The sequence below is a fragment of the Murimonas intestini genome (assembly GCF_024622195.1).
GTDB classification, from domain to species: domain Bacteria; phylum Bacillota; class Clostridia; order Lachnospirales; family Lachnospiraceae; genus Murimonas; species Murimonas intestini.
In genome coordinates this window covers 1-19,862 of sequence record NZ_JANKBI010000013.1, presented here as the reverse complement: position 1 = coordinate 19,862, position 19,862 = coordinate 1, and the positions used below count along the sequence as shown (strand labels likewise).

At 46.7% G+C, this 19,862-nt stretch carries 19 protein-coding genes and 1 pseudogene; all 20 read left to right on the top strand.

Annotation, left to right across the window (positions count from 1 at the left end; translation table 11 throughout):
- Positions 1 to 49 precede the first annotated feature (49 nt).
- The gene (locus NSB28_RS16860) at positions 50 to 1,543 is read left to right on the top strand and encodes a sugar ABC transporter ATP-binding protein (RefSeq protein ID WP_109747750.1); all 1,494 of its coding nucleotides are present in this window, start codon (positions 50 to 52) and stop codon (positions 1,541 to 1,543) included.
- A gap of 17 nt (positions 1,544 to 1,560) precedes the next feature.
- Positions 1,561 to 2,550: an ABC transporter permease gene (locus NSB28_RS16855; protein WP_109747633.1), complete on the top strand. Its 990-nt coding sequence runs from the start codon at positions 1,561 to 1,563 to the stop codon at positions 2,548 to 2,550.
- Positions 2,551 to 2,633: 83 nt separating this feature from the next.
- On the top strand, positions 2,634 to 3,923 hold the full coding sequence (locus NSB28_RS16850; RefSeq protein ID WP_243134965.1) for an ABC transporter substrate-binding protein: 1,290 nt from the start codon (positions 2,634 to 2,636) through the stop codon (positions 3,921 to 3,923).
- Between the two features lie 165 nt (positions 3,924 to 4,088).
- On the top strand, positions 4,089 to 4,529 hold the full coding sequence (locus NSB28_RS16845; RefSeq protein ID WP_109747632.1) for an RbsD/FucU family protein: 441 nt from the start codon (positions 4,089 to 4,091) through the stop codon (positions 4,527 to 4,529).
- Positions 4,530 to 4,833: 304 nt separating this feature from the next.
- Positions 4,834 to 5,073 carry an AtpZ/AtpI family protein gene (locus NSB28_RS16840; protein ID WP_109747631.1) on the top strand — a complete coding sequence of 80 codons (240 nt, stop codon included), beginning with the start codon at positions 4,834 to 4,836 and terminating at the stop codon, positions 5,071 to 5,073.
- On the top strand, positions 5,051 to 5,452 hold the full coding sequence (locus NSB28_RS16835; RefSeq protein WP_109747630.1) for an ATP synthase subunit I: 402 nt from the start codon (positions 5,051 to 5,053) through the stop codon (positions 5,450 to 5,452). Before NSB28_RS16840 ends, NSB28_RS16835 begins: the two co-directional genes overlap by 23 nt.
- 45 nt (positions 5,453 to 5,497) lie before the next feature.
- A complete protein-coding gene (gene atpB / locus NSB28_RS16830; RefSeq protein ID WP_109747629.1) occupies positions 5,498 to 6,226 on the top strand; it encodes a F0F1 ATP synthase subunit A in 729 nt (242 codons plus the stop codon).
- 54 nt (positions 6,227 to 6,280) lie between these two features.
- On the top strand, positions 6,281 to 6,541 hold the full coding sequence (gene atpE / locus NSB28_RS16825; protein WP_330581495.1) for an ATP synthase F0 subunit C: 261 nt from the start codon (positions 6,281 to 6,283) through the stop codon (positions 6,539 to 6,541).
- A 46-nt stretch (positions 6,542 to 6,587) separates the two neighbouring features.
- Entirely contained in the window at positions 6,588 to 7,103 is a 516-nt protein-coding gene (gene atpF / locus NSB28_RS16820) for a F0F1 ATP synthase subunit B (RefSeq protein WP_109747627.1), read from the top strand.
- Positions 7,091 to 7,666: an ATP synthase F1 subunit delta gene (gene atpH / locus NSB28_RS16815; protein WP_109747626.1), complete on the top strand. Its 576-nt coding sequence runs from the start codon at positions 7,091 to 7,093 to the stop codon at positions 7,664 to 7,666. The genes atpF and atpH overlap by 13 nt, the downstream gene beginning before the upstream one ends.
- Positions 7,663 to 9,180, top strand: coding sequence for a F0F1 ATP synthase subunit alpha (gene atpA, locus NSB28_RS16810; protein WP_109747625.1), 1,518 nt, complete (start codon positions 7,663 to 7,665; stop codon positions 9,178 to 9,180). Before atpH ends, atpA begins: the two co-directional genes overlap by 4 nt.
- Positions 9,181 to 9,184: 4 nt before the next feature.
- The gene (gene atpG / locus NSB28_RS16805) at positions 9,185 to 10,042 is read left to right on the top strand and encodes an ATP synthase F1 subunit gamma (protein WP_109747624.1); all 858 of its coding nucleotides are present in this window, start codon (positions 9,185 to 9,187) and stop codon (positions 10,040 to 10,042) included.
- A gap of 36 nt (positions 10,043 to 10,078) precedes the next feature.
- The gene (gene atpD / locus NSB28_RS16800; protein WP_109747623.1) at positions 10,079 to 11,470 is read left to right on the top strand and encodes a F0F1 ATP synthase subunit beta; all 1,392 of its coding nucleotides are present in this window, start codon (positions 10,079 to 10,081) and stop codon (positions 11,468 to 11,470) included.
- Between the two features lie 12 nt (positions 11,471 to 11,482).
- The gene (atpC, locus tag NSB28_RS16795) at positions 11,483 to 11,905 is read left to right on the top strand and encodes an ATP synthase F1 subunit epsilon (RefSeq protein ID WP_187374412.1); all 423 of its coding nucleotides are present in this window, start codon (positions 11,483 to 11,485) and stop codon (positions 11,903 to 11,905) included.
- Between the two features lie 57 nt (positions 11,906 to 11,962).
- Positions 11,963 to 12,703: a YwmB family TATA-box binding protein gene (locus tag NSB28_RS16790; protein WP_109747621.1), complete on the top strand. Its 741-nt coding sequence runs from the start codon at positions 11,963 to 11,965 to the stop codon at positions 12,701 to 12,703.
- Between the two features lie 97 nt (positions 12,704 to 12,800).
- A complete protein-coding gene (locus NSB28_RS16785) occupies positions 12,801 to 13,523 on the top strand; it encodes a hypothetical protein (protein ID WP_109747620.1) in 723 nt (240 codons plus the stop codon).
- Positions 13,524 to 13,847: 324 nt separating this feature from the next.
- A complete protein-coding gene (locus NSB28_RS16780; RefSeq protein WP_109747619.1) occupies positions 13,848 to 14,999 on the top strand; it encodes a class I SAM-dependent methyltransferase in 1,152 nt (383 codons plus the stop codon).
- 5 nt (positions 15,000 to 15,004) lie between these two features.
- Positions 15,005 to 17,458 (top strand): cysteine peptidase family C39 domain-containing protein, encoded by a 2,454-nt coding sequence (locus NSB28_RS16775; RefSeq protein ID WP_109747618.1) that lies wholly within the window; start codon positions 15,005 to 15,007, stop codon positions 17,456 to 17,458.
- Between the two features lie 21 nt (positions 17,459 to 17,479).
- Positions 17,480 to 18,300 (top strand): annotated as a pseudogene (locus NSB28_RS16770) (hypothetical protein); the annotation flags it as partial.
- 899 nt (positions 18,301 to 19,199) lie between these two features.
- Entirely contained in the window at positions 19,200 to 19,772 is a 573-nt protein-coding gene (locus NSB28_RS16765) for a hypothetical protein (protein WP_109748874.1), read from the top strand.
- Positions 19,773 to 19,862: the final 90 nt, after the last annotated feature.

Sequence of the window (19,862 nt, the reverse complement as noted above, 5' to 3'; positions counted from 1 at the left end):
AAGCTGATGTGATATATGTGAAAATCGATAGGGAATGGAAGGTGAAAAGGTGGGCGACGTAATTTTAACAATGAAGGGTATTGACAAGTCTTTTCCTGGTGTACATGCCTTGAAGGAAGTAAACCTGGAGCTGAGAAAAGGCGAGGTACATGCCCTGATGGGAGAAAATGGTGCAGGTAAATCCACATTGATGAAGGTGCTGACCGGAATCTATGCAAAGGACAAGGGCACTATTACTTTCGAAGGAAAAGAAGTAGAGTTTAAGACCCCTAAAGAAGCCCAGACGGCCGGAATAGTAATCGTGCATCAGGAACTGAATATGATGAACCATCTGACAGTTGCACAGAACATATTTATTGGCCGCGAGAGTATGAACGGAAAAATGATCAATGACAGGAAGATGAACGAAGAAGCTGCGAAGCTTTTTAAACTGTTAAATATTGATATTGATCCGAAAGAGACAATGGGACGGCTGACAGTCGGACGCCAGCAGATGTGTGAGATTGCCAAGGCTATCTCAACTGATGCCAAGGTAATTGTATTTGATGAGCCCACAGCGGCCCTGACAGATGCAGAGATCACCGAATTATTTAAGATCATTGAGGACCTGAGAAAGAAGAATATAGGTATTATCTATATCTCTCACAGGATGGATGAAATAAAGAGGATCACGGACCGCGTTACAGTAATGCGTGACGGTGAATATGTGGGAACAGTTGTCACAAAAGATACGACTAAAGATGATATTATTAATATGATGGTTGGCCGTGTCATTTATGAAGATCCAAAGACAGAGAGCAATGTACCTAAGAATGCCCCTGTAGTATTAAAGGTTGAACATCTCAATGCCGGAAAGATGGTCAGGGATGTAAGCTTTGAACTGCATAAGGGAGAGATCCTGGGATTTTCCGGGCTGATGGGAGCCGGCAGGACAGAGACCGCCAGGGCATTGTTTGGCGCTGATAAAAAAGACAGCGGGGAAATCTATGTCAATGGCAAGAAGGTAAATATTAAATCTCCTCAGGATGCGGTACAGGCAGGTATCGGTTATTTGTCAGAAGACAGAAAACGGTACGGCGTGGTTGTTGACAAGACTGTTGCAGAGAATACTACCATGGCATCTCTGGAGAATTTTACGAACGGTATATTTGTTAACAATAAGAAAGAAAAAGAAATCACTAAAAAATATGTGGATGCGCTGAAGACAAAGACGCCTTCAATTGAACAGAAAGTGAAAAACCTTTCCGGTGGTAACCAGCAGAAAGTTGTTATTGCAAAATGGCTGACCAGGAACTGTGATATCCTGATTTTTGATGAGCCCACAAGAGGTATTGATGTAGGCGCTAAGAGTGAGATCTATTCACTGATGAATGATCTTGTCAAACAGGGGAAATCCATTATAATGATCTCTTCCGAGCTGACAGAGATCCTGCGTATGAGTGACAGGATCGTGGTCATGTGCGAGGGCAGGAAAACAGGTGAAATAGGGATCGCAGAGGCAACTCAGGAAAGCATTATGCATGCGGCAACTTTAAGAGAGTAATCAGGAGGGTTAATAAAATGGAAAAAACAGGTAAAAAAGGAATTTTTGATGCGATCGGCACCCAGAAACTGGTAGCCATCGGTGCATTAGTAGTGTTGTTTATCTTCTTCAGCTTTGCAGGAAGTAATTTCTTCCAGTACAGCACATTTGTAAACATACTGGATTCATCTTATTATATCGGATTTATGGCAATAGGTGTTACCTTTGTTATTATCACAGGCGGAATCGACCTGTCCATTGGTACACTGTGTATCTGCTGTTCTCTGATCGGCGGAACACTGTTTATGAAAGCAGGGCTTCCTATGGCGCTTTGCCTGATCATTACTCTGCTTATCGGCTGCCTGTTCGGACTTGCCAACGGCCTTATGGTTTCTATAATGGGGCTTCCGGCATTTATTGCAACTCTGGGTACTATGATGATCACAAGAGGACTTGGCTCTATCGTCACAGGAACAGCAAGTGTTACATTCCCGCAGACAAATGATGTGGGCGGATGGTTCAGGAATATCTTTAAGCTGAAAGGCGAGGGGCTTCCTACAGCAGGTATTCCCACAGGATTTATTCTTCTGATAATTATGGCGATCTTAATGGCAGTGCTTCTCAACAAGACACGTCCGGGACGTTATATCCTGGCTCTTGGAAGTAATAAAGAAGCGACCAGGCTCTCCGGTGTGAATGTTGTAAAATGGGAAACTCTGGCATTTGTGATAAGCGGATTTTTCGCTGCACTCGCAGGTATTTCATATGCGGCTACATATTCAACTCTGATGCCTGGAACAGGAAACGGATTTGAGCTGGATGCCATTGCAGGTGTTGTTATCGGCGGAACATCTCTTTCAGGAGGTGTTGGTTCCATCGCAGGTACCCTGATCGGTGTATTTATCATGTCAGTACTTAAGACAGGACTTCCATTTGTAGGCCTTCAGCCTCACTGGCAGCTGTTCATCACTGGATTTGTACTGATCGTGGCAGTATTTGCCGACGTGGTAAACAGAAGAAAACAGTAATTGAAACGATATAATACTTCCGGCAGCAGAGACTGCCGGGGATTATATAGAAAACTAAAAATAGTTTAAGGGAGGAATTAAAAATGAAACGTAAAGTAATCAGCACAATTCTCTGTGTATCCATGGCAGCAGCAATGATAGCAGGATGCGGAAATTCAGACAAGAAGACAACAGAGGCAGCTAAGACAACAGAAGCTAAGACAGAGGCAGCTAAAGAGACAGAAGCTAAAACAGAAGCTAAGACTGAAGCCAAAGAAGAAACAGAGGCAGCTACAGAAGCTAAGACTGAAGCTAAAGAAGAGACAGAGGCAGCTACAGAAGCTAAAACTGAAGCTAAAGAAGAGACAGAAGCAGCTACAGAAGCTAAGAAAGACGATGCTAAAGAAACAGAAGCAGCCGGAGCAGCTGGAGATTACAGTGATGTTACTATAGAGATCGTAGCAAAAGGTTTCCAGCATGACTTCTGGAAAGCTGTTAAATTAGGTACAGAGAGAGCAGCAGAAGATTTAGGACTGGCTGGCACAAACTTTGTTGGACCGCAGAATGAAAGTGCAGTTGCAGAGCAGGTTGAGCAGCTGAATAATGCTATCAACAAGAAACCGAGTGCAATCTGTCTTGCAGCACTTGATCCGGCTTCTGTTGAAGGCGCTCTGGAATCCACAGACATCCCCGTTGTAGGATTTGACTCAGGTGTTCCTGGATCAAAAGTTGTTGTTGCAAATGCAGCTACAGACAACTATGCAGCAGGAGAACTGGCAGCAGACCATATGTATGAACTGATCAAAGACCAGGTAACAGACCCTGCAGATACAGTAAGGATCGGTGTTGTATCCCAGGATGCTACATCCCAGTCTATCGGTGACCGTACAGCTGGCTTCATTGACAAAATGGTTACTCTGATCGGAGAAGACAAGGCATCTGTAGAAGGACATGACAAATACAACAAAAAAGTTGACGGCGCAAAAGTTATTATCGAAGTTGGCATCCCTGCAACAGTTGATGATGCAGCATGCGTAACAGTAGCAAGCACACTTCTGAACAAGAAAGACCTGATCGCAGTTTACGGCTCTAATGAGTTCGCAGCTAAGAATACTATAACAGCTAATGAGAGCTTACAGGTACTTGGCGAAAATTCTGACAGAAAAGCTGTCGGCGTAGGATTTGACTCAGGTAAGATCCAGTTACAGGCTATCAAAGACGGTATCTTCGCTGGTTCTATCACACAGAACCCTGTACAGATCGGCTACAAAGCTGTTGAATTAGCAGCAAAAGCAGCTAAGGGCGAAAAAGTAGAAGATGTTGACACAGGATGCTTATGGTATACAAAGGACAACATGGAAAGTGATGAGATCGCTCCATGTCTGTATGAATAATCCATATATACCAGAGTGTATTTGAAAATTAAATAGTAACAGAGACAGGACTCAGGGAGGCCGCCGCATCTGCGGCGGCTTTCTTTTTAAAATTCTTGACGGAAATAAATTTCTGTCTGATAATACTAATATGAATATAAATAAAAATATCAGGAGGACAAATTAATGTTAAAAGGAATTCCACAGATCTTATCACCAGAGCTTTTAAAAGTATTATGCGAGATGGGGCACAGTGACCGCCTTGTCATCTCTGACGGAAATTTCCCCGCAGAATCCATGGGAAAGAATGCAGTTGTGATCCGCTGTGACGGCCATGGCGTGCCGGAAATACTGGATGCGATCCTCAAAGTATTCCCGCTGGACACATATGTGGAAAAGCCTGTGAACCTTATGGAAGTAATGGCAGGGGATGATGTAGAAACACCGATCTGGGATACATACAAAGAAATCGTCAAAAAATACGATGAGAGAGGCGCTGAGGCAGTGGGCAATATTGAGCGCTTCAAGTTCTATGATGAGGCGAGAACAGCCTATGCGATCATCGCTACAAGTGAAAAAGCGCTTTATGCGAACGTAATGCTCCAGAAGGGCGTTGTTGTAGAATAACAAAAAAACTCACTTTACACGGCTGTTATAAAGCTGTGGAGGGTGAGTTTTTTTCTTCTGATGTATAAGATTTTTGGGAAAGGACATTATATATTACAGCAGAAAAACAATACAAGGGCTTTTGCGCGGATATTTAGAGATTGTTAAATTATTATAAAATTCTTGTTGAAAAATTGTATATAATGGTTACAAACATCATAAAAACATAATGATTTATGGTGTAATTCACTAGACAATTACACGAAAATGTAATATAGTAAGGTATATGTTACCGCATGGTAAAGACTATACTGGAGGGATATGTATGAAAGGAAACAGAGAGGTGATGCGCTCCCTGGCCATGCTGACGCAGGTGGGACTCAGTATGCTTGCGCCTGTTATCCTGTGTGTATTTGTCGGGTATTTCCTGGACGAAAAGTTCGGGTGGTATACCACGATCCCCCTTCTGATCCTGGGCATACTGGCGGGAGCAAGGAACAGCTATCTTTTGATCAGGCAGATTCAGGGAAGGGAGTCAGATCATGATAAGAAACTGGATAAATAGCATGAACATGACCATCAAGACCATGCTGATTGGCATTCTGTGTTTTGGTGTGTTCTTCCAGGCTGTATTTGTCTGGCTGGCATCTGACAAAGCGGCATTTACCGCCGGATTGTGGATAGGCGTGGGTATATCTGTATTTATGGCGCTCCATATGAACATGAGTGTTGAAAATGCTGTTGAGAGAGACGGGGAAGCCGCTTCGGGTTATATGAGAAGGATGTATGTGATCAGGACAGTGCTGGTCATTGCCCTGTTTTTTGCGGTCTATTTTCTGAAGCTGGGAAATGTAGTTGCTGTATTTTTAGGTCTTTTTACCCTGAAACTGGGTGCATATCTCTCTGTGCCTCTGAAGAAGTATATAGAGAAGAGAAAAAGGTAAGAAAAGTGTTTTACAGTTATAAAAAAAGAAAAGGAGGGAAAGAGTATGGGTGGAGCATCAGTTTATCTGCTGAGCGCTGAAAGCCGGGATGTGGACTTTATGATCCACGGTCTGTTCAGCTATGAACTGTTCGGCAATGAGTTCTTTATCACAACAACGCATGTGAGCATCCTGATCGTGATGCTTGTCCTGATAGTTTTTGCCATTGCGGCCAACAGGAAGATACGCCATGCGAAAGAGGTCCCTGACGGGTTCCAGAACGTGGTCGAAATGATCGTGGAGAGCCTGGATAAAATGGTGGCCGGCAGTATGGGCAGCTATGCCGGTAAGTTTGCAAACTATATCGGCAGCATATTCCTGTTTATCCTGCTCAGCAATGTGTCAGGTCTTTTCGGGCTGAGGCCGCCTACCGCTGATTACGGTGTCACGCTGCCGCTGGGCCTTATCACTTTCGGTATCATCCAGTTCAACAATGTGAAGTACAATAAAGGCGGAGCATTTACCGGGCTTTTTAAGCCGCTGCCGTTTTTGTTCCCGATCAACCTGATCGGAGAGATCGCGGCGCCGTTTTCACTGTCACTGCGTCTTTTTGGAAATGTGCTTTCAGGAACAGTTATGATGGCGCTGATCTATACGCTGCTGGCGCCCATCGCCATTGGATGGCCAGGTGTGCTGCATATCTATTTTGATCTGTTTTCGGGCTGTATCCAGACATATGTGTTCTGTATGCTGACCATGGTATATGTAACAGATAAACTGCCGGAGAAGGCATAAAGTGCAGGATGTAAAAAATAAAAATTAAAACATATAAATCAGGAGGAAATGATTATGATAACAGACAGAGGTTTAATTTTAGCGTGTTCGGCTATTGGCGCAGGTTTAGCGATGATCGCAGGTATCGGTCCTGGTATCGGCCAGGGTATCGCAGCAGGTTACGGCGCAAGCGCAGTGGGCAGGAATCCGGGTGCCAGATCAGATATCACTTCAACTATGCTTTTGGGACAGGCTGTTGCAGAGACAACAGGTCTTTACGGTCTGGCTATCGCATTTATCCTGCTGTTCGCCAATCCATTGATCGGAAAACTGTAAGAGAAGCTTCCGGTGCAGACTTGAAAAAAGGAAAGGAGGCGAGACCTTGGAACGGTTATTTAATCTGGATCCGCAGCTGATCCATGACACAGTGCTGCTTGCTATTGCAGTGCTTATCATGTTTACGCTGCTTTCCTATCTGCTCTTCAATCCCGTGAGAGACATGCTGAAAAAAAGGCAGGAACGGATAAAAGCAGATATTGACGAGGCCCAGAAGGATAAAGAAGATGCCTTAAGGCTGAAGGAAGACTACGACGCCAGGATCAGGAATATTGAGAAAGAGGCGGAGGAAATTTTAAGCGATGCCAGGAAAAAGGCGCTTAAAAATGAGGCTAAGATCCTGGAGGAGGCCAAAGAGGAAGCCGCAAGGATAATTACCAGGGCAAACGCCCAGATAGAGCTTGAAAAGAAAAAAGCAGCTGATGATATGAAGAAGGAAATAATAGCAGTTGCATCCATGATGGCTGCTAAAGCTGTTACTAATTCAATGAGTCCGGAAATCCAGGACGCCCTGATGGAAGAAACTCTTAAAGAGATAGGTGATCAGACATGGCAAAGCTAGCATCTAAAATATATGGGGATGCCCTGTTTGAACTCGCTGTGGAGGAAGGCAGAGTCGACAGCCTCTGGGAGGAAGTGCGGGCAGTCAGAAAGGCGATGTCGGAAAACAGAGGGCTGACAGCTCTTATGGAACATCCCAATGTGGTAAAAGAGGAGAAGTTAAAGCTTCTGGAAGATATCTTCAGAGGCCGCGTATCAGATGATATGACAGGATTTCTTCTGGTCGTGGAGACAAAAGGGCGCTATGGGGAGCTTCCGGGCATTTTTGATTATTTTGAAAATAAGGTTAAAGAATATAAGAATATAGGTGTTGTCTATATCACTTCCCCTGCCCGGCTTTCCGGGGAATGGAAGAAAAAGATAGAGGCAAAAATACTGGCCACCACAAAGTATGAGACGCTTGAGGCGCATTACAGGGTAGATGAGAGCCTTATGGGAGGCCTTATTATCCGCCTTGGTGACAGGGTGGTGGACAGCAGTGTTAAACATAAGCTGGAGCAGCTGACGCTTGGGCTTGAAAAAATATCGTTAGAGACAAAGAAAGAAGGTGCGTTCGTTCAATGAATTTAAGACCTGAGGAAATAAGCTCTGTGATTAAAGAACAGATAAAGAACTATTCATCGAAGATGGACGTCTCTGATGTGGGAACTGTGATCCAGGTTGCGGACGGTATCGCACGTATTCATGGGCTTGAGAAGGCAATGCAGGGTGAACTGCTGGAATTTCCGGGCGATGTGCACGGAATGATCCTGAATCTTGAGGAAGATAATGTGGGAGCAGTTCTTCTTGGCGAGGGGAGAAGTATCAGTGAGGGCGACCTGGTGCGCACGACAGGCACTGTTGTGGAGGTACCTGTAGGTGACGGACTTTTGGGCCGCGTGGTGAACGCACTGGGCGAGCCCATTGACGGAAAAGGCCCGATTGAATCAGAGAAGACAAGACCTATCGAGAGGGTAGCATCAGGCGTTATCGCCAGGAAATCTGTGGATACCCCTCTGCAGACAGGTATTAAAGCTATCGACTCCATGGTTCCCATAGGACGGGGACAGAGGGAGCTGATCATAGGCGACAGGCAGACAGGAAAGACAGCCATTGCCATAGATACGATCATAAATCAGAAGGGGCAGGGCGTGAAATGTATCTACGTCGCTATCGGACAGAAGTCATCCACGGTTGCAACTATTGTGAAGACGCTGACTGAGCATGATGCCATGGACTATACTACAGTAGTGGCGGCCACTGCCAGTGAGCTGGCTCCGCTGCAGTATATCGCTCCTTATTCAGGCTGTGCTATCGGTGAGGAATGGATGGAGAACGGTGAGGACGTGCTTATTGTATATGACGACTTGTCAAAGCACGCGGCGGCATACCGTACACTTTCCCTGCTTCTGAGACGTCCGCCAGGCCGTGAGGCTTATCCGGGAGATGTGTTCTATCTGCATTCCAGGCTTCTGGAACGTGCCGCCAAGTTAAGTGATGAGCTGGGCGGAGGGTCACTGACTGCACTTCCGTTAATTGAGACACAGGCGGGTGATGTTTCTGCATATATTCCTACAAATGTCATCTCTATCACAGACGGACAGATCTATCTGGAGACGGAGATGTTTAATGCAGGCTTCAGACCAGCCATAAATGCCGGGCTTTCCGTGTCCCGTGTAGGCGGCGCTGCCCAGATCAAGGCTATGAAGAAGATAGCGGCCCCTATACGTGTGGAGCTGGCCCAGTACAGAGAGCTGGCTTCCTTCTCGCAGTTCGGTTCAGAGCTGGATGATGACACGAAGGAGAAGCTGGCCCAGGGCGAACGTATCAAGGAAGTCTTAAAGCAGCCGCAGTACCAGCCCATGCCTGTCCAGTACCAGGTTATCATTATATATGTGGCTACAAAGAAATATCTTCTGGATATCCCGGTTGCCCGGATTCTGGATTTTGAAAAGGTACTGTTTGAGTATCTGAATACAAAGTATCCGGAGATCCCGGAGAGGATCGCGGCAGAGCAGCAGATATCGCCTGAGACTGAGGAACTCCTGGTAAAAGCAATAGAAGAGTGCAAGGAAAAGTTCAGAGCGCAGGAAGGATGATCATATGGCTTCAATGAGAGAGATAAAGCGCCGTAAGAGCAGTATTACCAGCATTCAGCAGATCACAAAGGCCATGAAGCTGGTTTCCACGGTTAAGCTTCAGAAGAGCAGGTCCCGGGCGGAGCAGTCTAAGCCATATTTTTCGCATATGTATGAGACGGTGAGGTCCATGCTGGCCAAGTCAGGAAATATAGACCATCCGTATTTAAGGCCCGGAGTTTCTTCCAAAAAGGCCGTGATAGTTGTAACATCAAACCGCGGGCTTGCAGGAGGCTATAATGTAAATGTGACTAAGCTGATCACTGCAGGCTGGATGAATAAGGAAGATCTGTATATTTATGCTGTGGGCAATAAGGGGAAGGACATCCTTGCGCGCCGCGGCTATGAGATCAGGGAGGATTACAGTGCGGCCATAGAGAACCCGGAATTCAGGGACGCCAGGGAAATCTGTGATAAGGTTTTAAAATCCTTTGCAGATGGGGAAATTGGTGAGATCTATGTGGCCTATACTGTATTTAAGAATACAGTTGTCCATGAGCCAAGGCTTCTGAAGCTTCTGCCGGTAGAGTTCGATGAAAGTGAACTGAGCCGGGAGGAGAAGCTGACTCCTATGAATTATGAACCGGAGGAAGAGGCAGCTCTGGATATCATTATACCAAAATATATCACCAGCATCCTGTATGGAGCGCTGGTAGAAGCATCAGCCAGTGAGAATGGGGCCAGGATGCAGGCCATGGATTCCGCCACCAGTAACGCTGATGATATAATTGAGGCACTGGCGCTGCAGTACAACAGGGCGCGGCAGGGCTCTATCACACAGGAACTGACGGAAATCATAGCAGGTGCGGAGGCGCTGAATTAGGTTTCCGGAACCGAATGTAAAGGAGTGAGAGATAAAATGTCAGAAGAAATCAAGGGTAAGATCACTCAAATTATCGGCGCCGTGCTGGATATTAAATTTCCGGGGGGAAAGCTGCCGGATATATACGATGCAGTCCACATCAATACAAAGCAGGGGACCAGGCTGGTAGTGGAGGTAGCCCAGCATCTGGGCGACGATACAGTGAGATGTATTGCCATGGGTCCCACAGACGGTCTTGTGCGCGGGATGGATGCAGCAGCCACAGGCAGCCCGATCACTGTGCCGGTAGGAGAGGAGACCCTGGGGAGGATATTCAATGTAACAGGAGATGTCATTGATAATAAGCCGGCCCCGGAAAATGCCAAAAGGCTGCCCATCCACAGGCAGGCGCCGTCCTTTGAAGAACAGTCTACCTCCACAGAGGTGCTTGAGACAGGAATCAAAGTAGTCGATCTGCTCTGTCCCTACCAGAAGGGCGGTAAAATCGGTCTTTTTGGGGGTGCAGGAGTTGGCAAGACGGTGCTTATACAGGAGCTGATCAGAAATATTGCCACTGAGCACGGCGGCTATTCTGTATTTACCGGTGTTGGAGAGAGAACGCGTGAGGGCAATGACCTCTATCATGAGATGCAGGAATCAGGTGTTATCAATAAGACCACCATGGTCTTCGGACAGATGAATGAGCCCCCCGGAGCCAGGATGAGGGTTGGGCTGACAGGACTTACTATAGCCGAGAACTTCAGGGATGCAGGCGGCAAGGACGTGCTGCTCTTTATCGATAATATATTCCGTTTTACCCAGGCTGGTTCAGAGGTATCTGCCCTTCTGGGACGTATGCCTTCAGCAGTTGGATATCAGCCTACTCTGCAGACAGAGATGGGTGCTCTGCAGGAGCGTATAACATCCACAAGGAACGGGTCCATCACATCTGTCCAGGCAGTGTATGTACCGGCAGATGACCTGACAGACCCGGCGCCTGCAACAACATTCGCCCATCTGGATGCCACCACAGTACTGTCACGTTCTATTGTGGAGCTTGGCATTTACCCGGCAGTGGATCCTCTTGAATCCACATCCAGAATTCTGGACCCGCGTGTAGTGGGAGATGAACACTACCAGGTGGCCAGGGGCGTGCAGGAGATCCTCCAAAGGTATAAGGAACTGCAGGATATCATTGCCATCCTGGGAATGGACGAGCTCTCAGAGGAAGAGAGAGTGATCGTCAGCAGGGCCAGGAAAGTACAGAGGTTCCTGTCCCAGCCGTTCTTTGTGGCAACCCAGTTCACGGGCATGGATGGCCGCTATGTGCCGCTTTCCGAGACAATCAGAGGGTTTAAAGAGATCCTTGAGGGTATGCATGATGATGTGCCTGAGAGTCATTTCCTCAATGCCGGGACTATCGATGATGTGACTGCCCGAACGAAATAAGGGGGTGGCATGATGGCAGATGACAGGTTGTTTGATTTGGAGATTATTTGTCCTGACCGTATTTTCTACGAGGGCAGGGTTACTATGGTAGAGCTGAATACTACGGAGGGGGAGATCGGTGTGTATAAAAACCATATCCCCACCACCATGGTGCTCCAGCCGGGCGTAGTCATAATAACTGCTGAGGATGGCAAAAAAGAGGCGGCCGTCCACGCAGGATTTGTGGAAATACTTAAGGAGAAGGTCACAGTAATGGCCGAGGTGGCCGAGTGGCCCGGGGAGATAGATGTGAAGAGGGCCAATGAGGCCAGACAGCGCGCCCAGAAGCGTATGGAATCACGAGATTCTGACCTGAATCTGGCGAGGGCTGAGTTCTCTCTCAGGAAGGCCCTTGTCCGCATTGAGGTGGCGGACAGTGAGAACACTAAAAAATAAAGTTTAAAAATCCCTTCTTTCGGGAATAATTAAAATCACGAAAGGAAGGGATTTTTTATGAAAAAATTTGCTGTCATACTGCTGGGGGCCCTCTGGGTGCTGGCTGGTGTCCAGCTTCTGGCTGATAAAGATTCCAGGGAAGAAGAACGTATAATAGAAGTATTTGGCAAGGTGGGAAATTCCGCCCAGAGCAGCGTGGTGGAATATTATGGAACTTACTCCGGGGATTATCTGAAAACGGATGAGAGAGAAAGCCTTTTGGGAAATATTGCACAAGAGCTGGGACTGACTAAAGATGGCATTCATATCACAAGAGAACATGAGAATGGCAGGTATGAGACTAAGCTTTACAAGGAGGCCGGCAAGGCAGTAAGCAGCCTGAGGTTCATAACAGTGGGAGAAGAGAATGACAGCAGACAGTATATCATCATCAATCTGGCTATGGATGCTGATATGGAAAGTGCCCTGGCATACAGAAAAAAACTGGAAGACATTATGGAAGGCTATGTAAAGGACAGCAGAAGCTCCGCAAACGTTATAGGCAGGTATGACGGCAAACTTACCCTTCAGGAGAGAGATACAGTGGCGGACGGACTGATAGAAGAGATGGGAGCCAGGATCGTTACGGAGAACAGGGATATGAGACTGTATACCATATATGCCTATTCACCATATATTTCAGATTATGAGATACAGGACGGCGAGGCTGTTAATATTAATATTGCCATGTATTATAACGAGAAGGAGGATCAGACATATCTATATGCTGCCGTGCCCCTGGTTGGGCTGGATTACTAGATTACCGGATACTTGCTGCTGATCTCACCCTTTTGCAGTGATTAACCTTTTGCTCCTGGCATCATATAATATATTGAGTGTGAAATGGAGTGAAATTATGGAAGATTATTATAGAGATGATTTTGATGATATGAATGATGGCATTGACAGCCGCCAGCAGCCGTATATCCATCCTACATGTAAACCGCCATACTGGAAAGAGATGCCGGACACAGACCAGCCATCTGCATACAGAGAAATGCAGACGCCTGTATACAGAGAAGTACAGCCGCCCGCGTACAGAGATATGGAGCCTCCTTCTGTGCCCGGATATACAGTGGACCAGTTCGGAGAGGTTCAGGAAGGATACATGCCTGATGAGCGAATGGGTCAGATACCGTCGTGGCAGGGGGATACAGGTTACTCGCCGGTGTCTTATTACAGGTCTTTCGGATATCCTGAAGTATTTATAAATGAGCAGGAAAATGAGAGAGATATGCGCAGGCTCTCCCAGATGTATCCGGATGTGGCCCGAAGCATTATGGAGTATGTGGAAGATGAATGTGACAAGATGGAGTATGAAGGAAGTATTATGTTTGATGAGATGCCGGACAGAGTCATGTTCCTGAGACTGTGCGACGGTATTTATAATAAACTGAAGGATAACTTTGAGAATGTAGAAGAGATAGAGGATAAAGACGAACTTTTTGCCATGAATAAACAGACCAGAAGGAGATATCCCCCCCGTCAGAACTGGCTGGGAGATATGATCCAGGTCATTATGCTGCAGGAAATGTACAGAAGGCGCTGCCGTCACCGCAATTGCAGACGCTGGTATTAAAGAAATCTTTTGAAAATTTTAGTTGAGGTTTTCTTCTAAAGCCTTTACAATAGAGACATGATAGTAACAGTTCAGCCTTCCACTGTTCCGCGAGGTGTTTTCGTGCAAAATGCACGAAAATCCCGAGAGTTGCAGCGCCAAAATGCTGTTTACAGCATTTTGTGTGCATCGCGGAGCGTTGTTATAGGTCAGACGGCTGCCGAATGGCAGATGGCTGAACTGTAACACATGATAATAGCTGCGCTGCGCTTGTCTGCCATTTAGGGGCACGGCGCGCCGCGCGGCAAGAACGCGGGGCGTTCTTGAAAGCAAGGGGTTTAGATAATGGAAGAACTGAAAAAGGTTTTAATAGATTGTATCAATAGTGAACTTCTCCGGGTGGTTTTAAGCGGGAGCAGGAGAAAGGACGGGCCTGTTAAGTTGAAGGTGAGGCCTGTGATGCTCCAGGGAAGCCTTAAATTCCAGATGGCTGTCTCAGACGGGAAGAAGGAGTTTCACTTTAATTATGGAAAAGAGGAGCTGGTGGACGAGCTGATCCGGCGGCTGTGTGAGGATTTCAGGCAGCTGTATCTGGAAAATACTTCATACCAGGTGACTGCCCTGATGAGTAAAAAGGGAAAGGTCACTATTAAAAAGAAAAAGATCCAGGGGGAGAAAAAGGCTCCTGAACTGGAACATAACAGGACGAAAAAGTATCTTCTGGCCGAGGGATGTGCAGTCCCCTTTCTGGTGGATCTGGGGGTACAGACTCCAGACGGGAGGACAGTTCATTCCAGATATGACAAGTTTAGGCAGATCAACAGGTTCCTGGAGTTTATAGAGGATGTCAGGCCGTCACTTGATGAGGACAGAAAACTGACAGTCATTGACTTTGGGTGCGGCAAATCTTATCTTACATTTGCCATGTATTATTACCTGAAGATCCAGAAGGGTATGGATATCAGGATAATCGGGCTGGACCTGAAAGAAGATGTCATAGATAACTGCAGTGCTCTGGCCAGGAAATACGGGTATGAGGATCTGATATTTTTGAAGGGAGATATCGCATCCTTTGAGGGAGTGGACCAGGTGGATATGGTAGTTACCCTGCACGCCTGCGATACTGCCACAGACTATGCCCTGCAGAAGGCTGTAGCCTGGAATGCAAAAGTGATCCTGTCTGTGCCCTGCTGTCAGCATGAGCTGAACGGCCAGATGAGAAGTGAGATATTAGAGCCGCTGTTTAAGTATGGGCTTATCAGGGAGCGTATAGCAGCGCTTGCCACAGATGCACTCAGGGCGGGCCTTTTAGAGGAGGCCGGCTACAATGTACAGATACTGGAATTCATAGATATGGAACATACGCCCAAGAATATTCTGATCAGGGGCGTAAAGAACGGTAAAAAACAAAAAGATGAGAAGCTGAAGGCCTGCATGGAGTTTCTGGGAGTAGAACCCACGCTGGATAAGCTTTTAAATGCCAAAGGGGAGGCATAGATCATATGTGGAAAAAAGTAATCATCCGGGTAGCGGTGCTGCTGCTCGTATTTTTCGGCGCAGTCTTTGTAATCGGAAAGATCATAAACCAGGGGACACCAAACACGACGCAGGAAATGGCTGGTGCCACCCAGCCGCTCATATATATGAAGAATGAAGGGACTCTTCTGAACTGCCTGCATGGCTACAGGGAGGAAATGGATGTCACCACCATGAGAGACAGCCTCACTCCCATCAACGAGGACAGGAGTCTTGAGATTCAGATCGATCCTTATTCTATGAAGGTTACGGATGTTACATTTGAAGTAATAACTGCAGATGGGGAGAAAACTACTGAGAATACAAAGGTGACAAAGCTCCAGACAGAAGATGGTTACATAAATGCCACCCTGCAGCTTCAAAACCCCATCCTTATGAACAAGGAGTACATGCTGAAGATCCAGCTGACTGCAGGAGGACGCAGTCTCTATTATTACACCAGGATCATACAGCAGGACGGGCTTCATGCCAAGTCTTACCTGGACTTTGCAAATGGTTTTTACGAGCGCTGTATAAACGGGGATGCTGATGCGATTGCCACAAGTATAGAGGCGGATGATACAGGGGACAATACTAATTTCGCCCGGGTGGATATCCACTCCAGCTCAGATCAGCTCTGCTGGGCGGACTTAAAGCCGTCTGTGTTCTACAAACCCACGCCCAAGATAAAGGAGCTGAACGAGACAACGGCTACGATCGTGATGAACTATATGATCAGCGCCAGGAGCGAGTCGGGAAAAACAGAGCTCTATCAGGTATGGGAATATTACAGGATGCGCTATACGGATGCGCAGATGTACCTTCTTAACTTTGAAAGGTCTACCATTGAGGTCTTTAACCCTGACAATGACGTACTCATCTCAAAGGGTATCAATATAGGTGTGGCAGGCAAAGATGTGAATTACAAGAGTGACAAAGAAAATAATTTCTTTGCATTTGTTCAGGCTGGTGATCTGTGGCAGTATGATGTGAGCAGCGGCAAGCTGGCACAGATATTCTCTTTCAGACAGAAGACGGATTCTGACGCAAGGGATAATTATGAGCAGCACAATATGGAGATCATAAGTGTTTCCGAGGGCGGAAACATGTATTTCCTTGTCTACGGATATATGAACAGGGGCATTCATGAAGGGGAATCAGGAGTGGCTGTCTACTTTTATGATTCCGCCGCATCCAGCGTGGAGGAGAAGGCATTTATCAGCACAAAACAGTCATTTGGCCTGCTCCAGAAGGATGTGGAGTCTCTGGCCTATGTCACACAGAATGAGGAAGGCTTTTATATCCTTGTGGATGGGCAGGTCTATGGTGTTGACCTGCAGACAAGAGCGCTGGAGACAGTGGTGGAAGATCTGAAAGCCGACTGCTATGTAAGCTCAGAGAGCGGTAAACAGTTCGCATGGCTGGAAGAAAATAAAGCTTTTGATTCTAAGACACTTAAAGTCATGGACCTGGATACCAGGCAGGTGAGGGATATCACCTGCAGCGACAGTGAACGGCTGCGCCCTGTGGGATTTATGCAGGAGGATATCGTCTATGGAGTTGCAGACCAGGGTGATATAAATGTAGAACATGAAGGGCAGGAGCTCTTCCCCATGAAGGTGCTCAAAATCATAAACAGTGAGGGCGAAGAGGTAAAGAATTATGCTGTGGCAGATACTTATGTCACTAAGGGCGAGATATCAGAAAAGCTTCTTACTCTTACAAGAATGAAAAAACAGGGAAGCACATTTATAGAGGCTACGGAAGACCATATTGTTAACCATGCTGCGGAGGAAGAGACAGCATATGGCCTGACAACACAGGTTACTGACAGGAAGCAGACAGAGACCATCCTCAGGGTGGGACAGACTATCAGGAGCAAGACGCCGCAGGTGACCCGCCCGCGTCAGCTGATCTTTGAGGGATCAAGAGACGTGGTTCTTCCGGAAAGTAAATCCTCAGAGATCCTGTACTATGTATACGCAAAGGGCGAGCTGGACAGCATCTATGCCAATGCAAATACAGCCATCAACCGTGCCGAGGAGATGCTTGGCGTGGTGGTGGACAGCAACCAGCAGTATATATGGGAGAGAGGTAACAAGAAGCAGAAGGTTGACCGTCTTGATGTAACTAAGTTTCCTGAGATCATACGCCAGGGAAATATGAACATCACCCAGCTGGAGGAAGCTCTTGGCAGGCAGGTGCTGGATCTCTCAGGCTGCAGCCTGGATGCGGTGCTCTATTATGTGAGCGAGGGTACTCCTGTGCTGGCAAAGACAAAAGACGGTGTGGAAGTCATCTCAGGATATGACCTTTATAATACAATAATCCTGAAGCCGGGAGATGAGGAGGCCAGATATTACGGCCTGGAAGAGAGTGAGGAGATGTTTAAGGAAGCGGGAAATATCTTTGTGACATATCTGGATCCCGTGACAGAATAATATGGAGACAGTCCTGCAGGGTTTATCTTTGTTCTGGATGAATGGGACTTCATTTTCCATCAGGATTTTGTGACAGAGGAAGATAAGAAAAATTATCTGCTGTTCTTACGGAGCCTGCTGAAAGACAGGCCCTATGTGCTTATGGCATATATGACAGGCATCCTTCCCATAGCAAAGTATTCAAGCGGTTCAGAACTGAATATGTTTGCGGAATTTACGATGATAACGGAAGAACGGTTCAGCGAGGTTTTTGGTTTTACGGAAGCAGAAGTGGACAGGCTCTTCGCAAAGTACCAGACATTAGAGAAAAAAGAAAAGGTGACAAGGGAGAAACTAAAAAACTGGTATGATGGTTACCATACCTATGGGGGAGAGCGGGTTTACAATCCACGCTCTGTAGTCCTTTCTTTACAGAACAATAATTTGGGGAATTATTGGACCAGTGCCGGGCCTTATGACGAGATTTTTTCAGCCATGGTAGTCTACGGCTTTCTAAGTTATGAGAATGGGAAAGTCTGCATCCCGAATAAGGAGCTGATGGAAAAATTTGCAGATATGCTGCGAAAAGAACCTTCTTTTGGCTATGTGGACTTTATTTTTTATCCGGAAATGGACAAGAGTGCAGACTGCATCATACTGGAACTAAAAGTTGACGCCACACCGGATGCGGCAATCCAGCAGATCAGGGATAAAAAATATGCCCTGAAATTCAAAAGCAATATGGCCGGACAGTCCAAATATACAGGAAGGGTCCTGGCGGTGGGCATCAGCTATGACAGGACGGGAAAAAGCACCAGTGTAAAATTGAGGTTTTGGAGGAGCAAAACAACGGAACCGATTAGATCATACAGGACATAATGGTTCATTCTATATTGCTGTTTAATGGAGTAACAGGACGCTTTGCGCGGAAGGAAGTGAGCCGTCAGGAAGGGGAACGGTGGGGTTCGTTGTTCTGTCCGACCGCTGCGGAGTGAAAATCTAAGGCTCCGTGCCCCGCTCGAACCGCAAAAAGCGGCCGGAAACTCGGTGCGTTTGCCGATGCAACCGCCCCTCAGACAGCTCCGGCCTCGAATGCAAGCACTCGTTTTTGCTGACCGCGGAACACGGAGCCTAAGATTTTCATCTTCCTCACTATAGTCCGCCACAACGAATCTCACCGTTCCCCTTCCTGACGGCGCCAAGTTTACTGACACAAAGCTGGCTGTTATAAACAGGCTGTGATTGGGATGGAAAACTACTATGTATACGAAAGAGTCTGGTTGAAAAAGAATAACCTATATATTTTAAATAGGGCAAATAATTGATCCGGATATATTTGGGGAATCCAATAAAGTAGTGGTCTCACCCATTCCCCAACCTCATTACGGGAGCTATTCTAACACCAAGCTTTGTATCGATAACCTTGGCATCAGTGGGAGGGGCAGGCGTGGGGAGAGGTTCGTGGTGAAGGACTGTAGCGAGGAAGATGAAACTCTTAGGCTCCGGTATCTGCGGTCAGTGAAAGTGAGCGCTTGCGCTCAAGGCCGGAGCTGTTTGAGGGGCGTTTGTATCAACAAACGCACCGAGTTTCCGGCCGCCTTTCGCGGTTCGAGCAGATTCCGGAGCCTTAGAGTTTCACTCCGCAGCGGTTTGGACAGAACCACGAACCTCTCCCCACGCCTGCCCTCCTGCTGATTCACTACCTGCAGTACAAAGCGTCCTCTCGCCTCTAATCAGCTAAACAGCAAACCTGTATTCCAATATGACAAAAGACAGGAATTTATACGGAAGCAGGCCGGTCAGACTGCCGGCGCCCGGGTTTGTGATCTTTTATAATGGACTGCCGGAACAGCCGGACCGTCAGATTCTTAAGCTTTCAGATGTATATGAAGTGCAGGATAAAGAAATATCGCTGGAATTAAAAGCGGTGATGTTGAACATAAACAGAGGCCATAATAAAAGGCTGATGGACAAATGCAAAACACTGAAGGACTACAGCATTTATGTGGATAAGGTAAGGGAATATACAAAATCAATGCCGCTTGAAGATGCTGTGGAAAAGGCAATCACAGAATGTATAGAAGATGACATTTTGGCAGAGTTTTTGAGGAATAACCGAACGGAGGCAAAGAATGTGAGTATTTTTGAATATGATGAAGAGAAACATATGAGACAGACAAAGGAAGAAGGCAGGGAAGAGGGCAGAAAAGAGGGCGAAGCGCGTGTGAACCATTTAATCAGACTTCTCGCCCGTCAAAACAGAACTGAAGATATAGTCAGAGCGGCAAGTGACCAAGAGTGGCAGGAGAAGCTGTTTAAAGAATTTGGATTATAAATGATTTTGAGGGAAATTGCTGTTTAGGTGAGTAACAGGACGCTTTGTGTTGATGGATAGTGAGCCGTCAGACAGGGCAGCTTCAAGTTT

Bases quoted from the DNA above. Each gene is read 5' to 3' on its own strand.
- NSB28_RS16845 (WP_109747632.1), top strand. From the start codon at position 4,089: ATGTTAAAAGGAATTCCACAGATCTTATCACCAGAGCTTTTAAAAGTA.
- atpG (WP_109747624.1), top strand. From the start codon at position 9,185: ATGGCTTCAATGAGAGAGATAAAGCGCCGTAAGAGCAGTATTACCAGC.
- atpE (WP_330581495.1), top strand. From the start codon at position 6,281: ATGATAACAGACAGAGGTTTAATTTTAGCGTGTTCGGCTATTGGCGCA.
- atpD (WP_109747623.1), top strand. From the start codon at position 10,079: ATGTCAGAAGAAATCAAGGGTAAGATCACTCAAATTATCGGCGCCGTG.
- atpC (WP_187374412.1), top strand. From the start codon at position 11,483: ATGGCAGATGACAGGTTGTTTGATTTGGAGATTATTTGTCCTGACCGT.
- NSB28_RS16790 (WP_109747621.1), top strand. From the start codon at position 11,963: ATGAAAAAATTTGCTGTCATACTGCTGGGGGCCCTCTGGGTGCTGGCT.
- NSB28_RS16780 (WP_109747619.1), top strand. From the start codon at position 13,848: ATGGAAGAACTGAAAAAGGTTTTAATAGATTGTATCAATAGTGAACTT.
- atpA (WP_109747625.1), top strand. From the start codon at position 7,663: ATGAATTTAAGACCTGAGGAAATAAGCTCTGTGATTAAAGAACAGATA.
- NSB28_RS16840 (WP_109747631.1), top strand. From the start codon at position 4,834: ATGAAAGGAAACAGAGAGGTGATGCGCTCCCTGGCCATGCTGACGCAG.
- NSB28_RS16785 (WP_109747620.1), top strand. From the start codon at position 12,801: ATGGAAGATTATTATAGAGATGATTTTGATGATATGAATGATGGCATT.
- NSB28_RS16765 (WP_109748874.1), top strand. From the start codon at position 19,200: ATGACAAAAGACAGGAATTTATACGGAAGCAGGCCGGTCAGACTGCCG.
- NSB28_RS16855 (WP_109747633.1), top strand. From the start codon at position 1,561: ATGGAAAAAACAGGTAAAAAAGGAATTTTTGATGCGATCGGCACCCAG.
- atpH (WP_109747626.1), top strand. From the start codon at position 7,091: ATGGCAAAGCTAGCATCTAAAATATATGGGGATGCCCTGTTTGAACTC.
- atpB (WP_109747629.1), top strand. From the start codon at position 5,498: ATGGGTGGAGCATCAGTTTATCTGCTGAGCGCTGAAAGCCGGGATGTG.
- NSB28_RS16835 (WP_109747630.1), top strand. From the start codon at position 5,051: ATGATAAGAAACTGGATAAATAGCATGAACATGACCATCAAGACCATG.
- NSB28_RS16850 (WP_243134965.1), top strand. From the start codon at position 2,634: ATGAAACGTAAAGTAATCAGCACAATTCTCTGTGTATCCATGGCAGCA.
- NSB28_RS16775 (WP_109747618.1), top strand. From the start codon at position 15,005: ATGTGGAAAAAAGTAATCATCCGGGTAGCGGTGCTGCTGCTCGTATTT.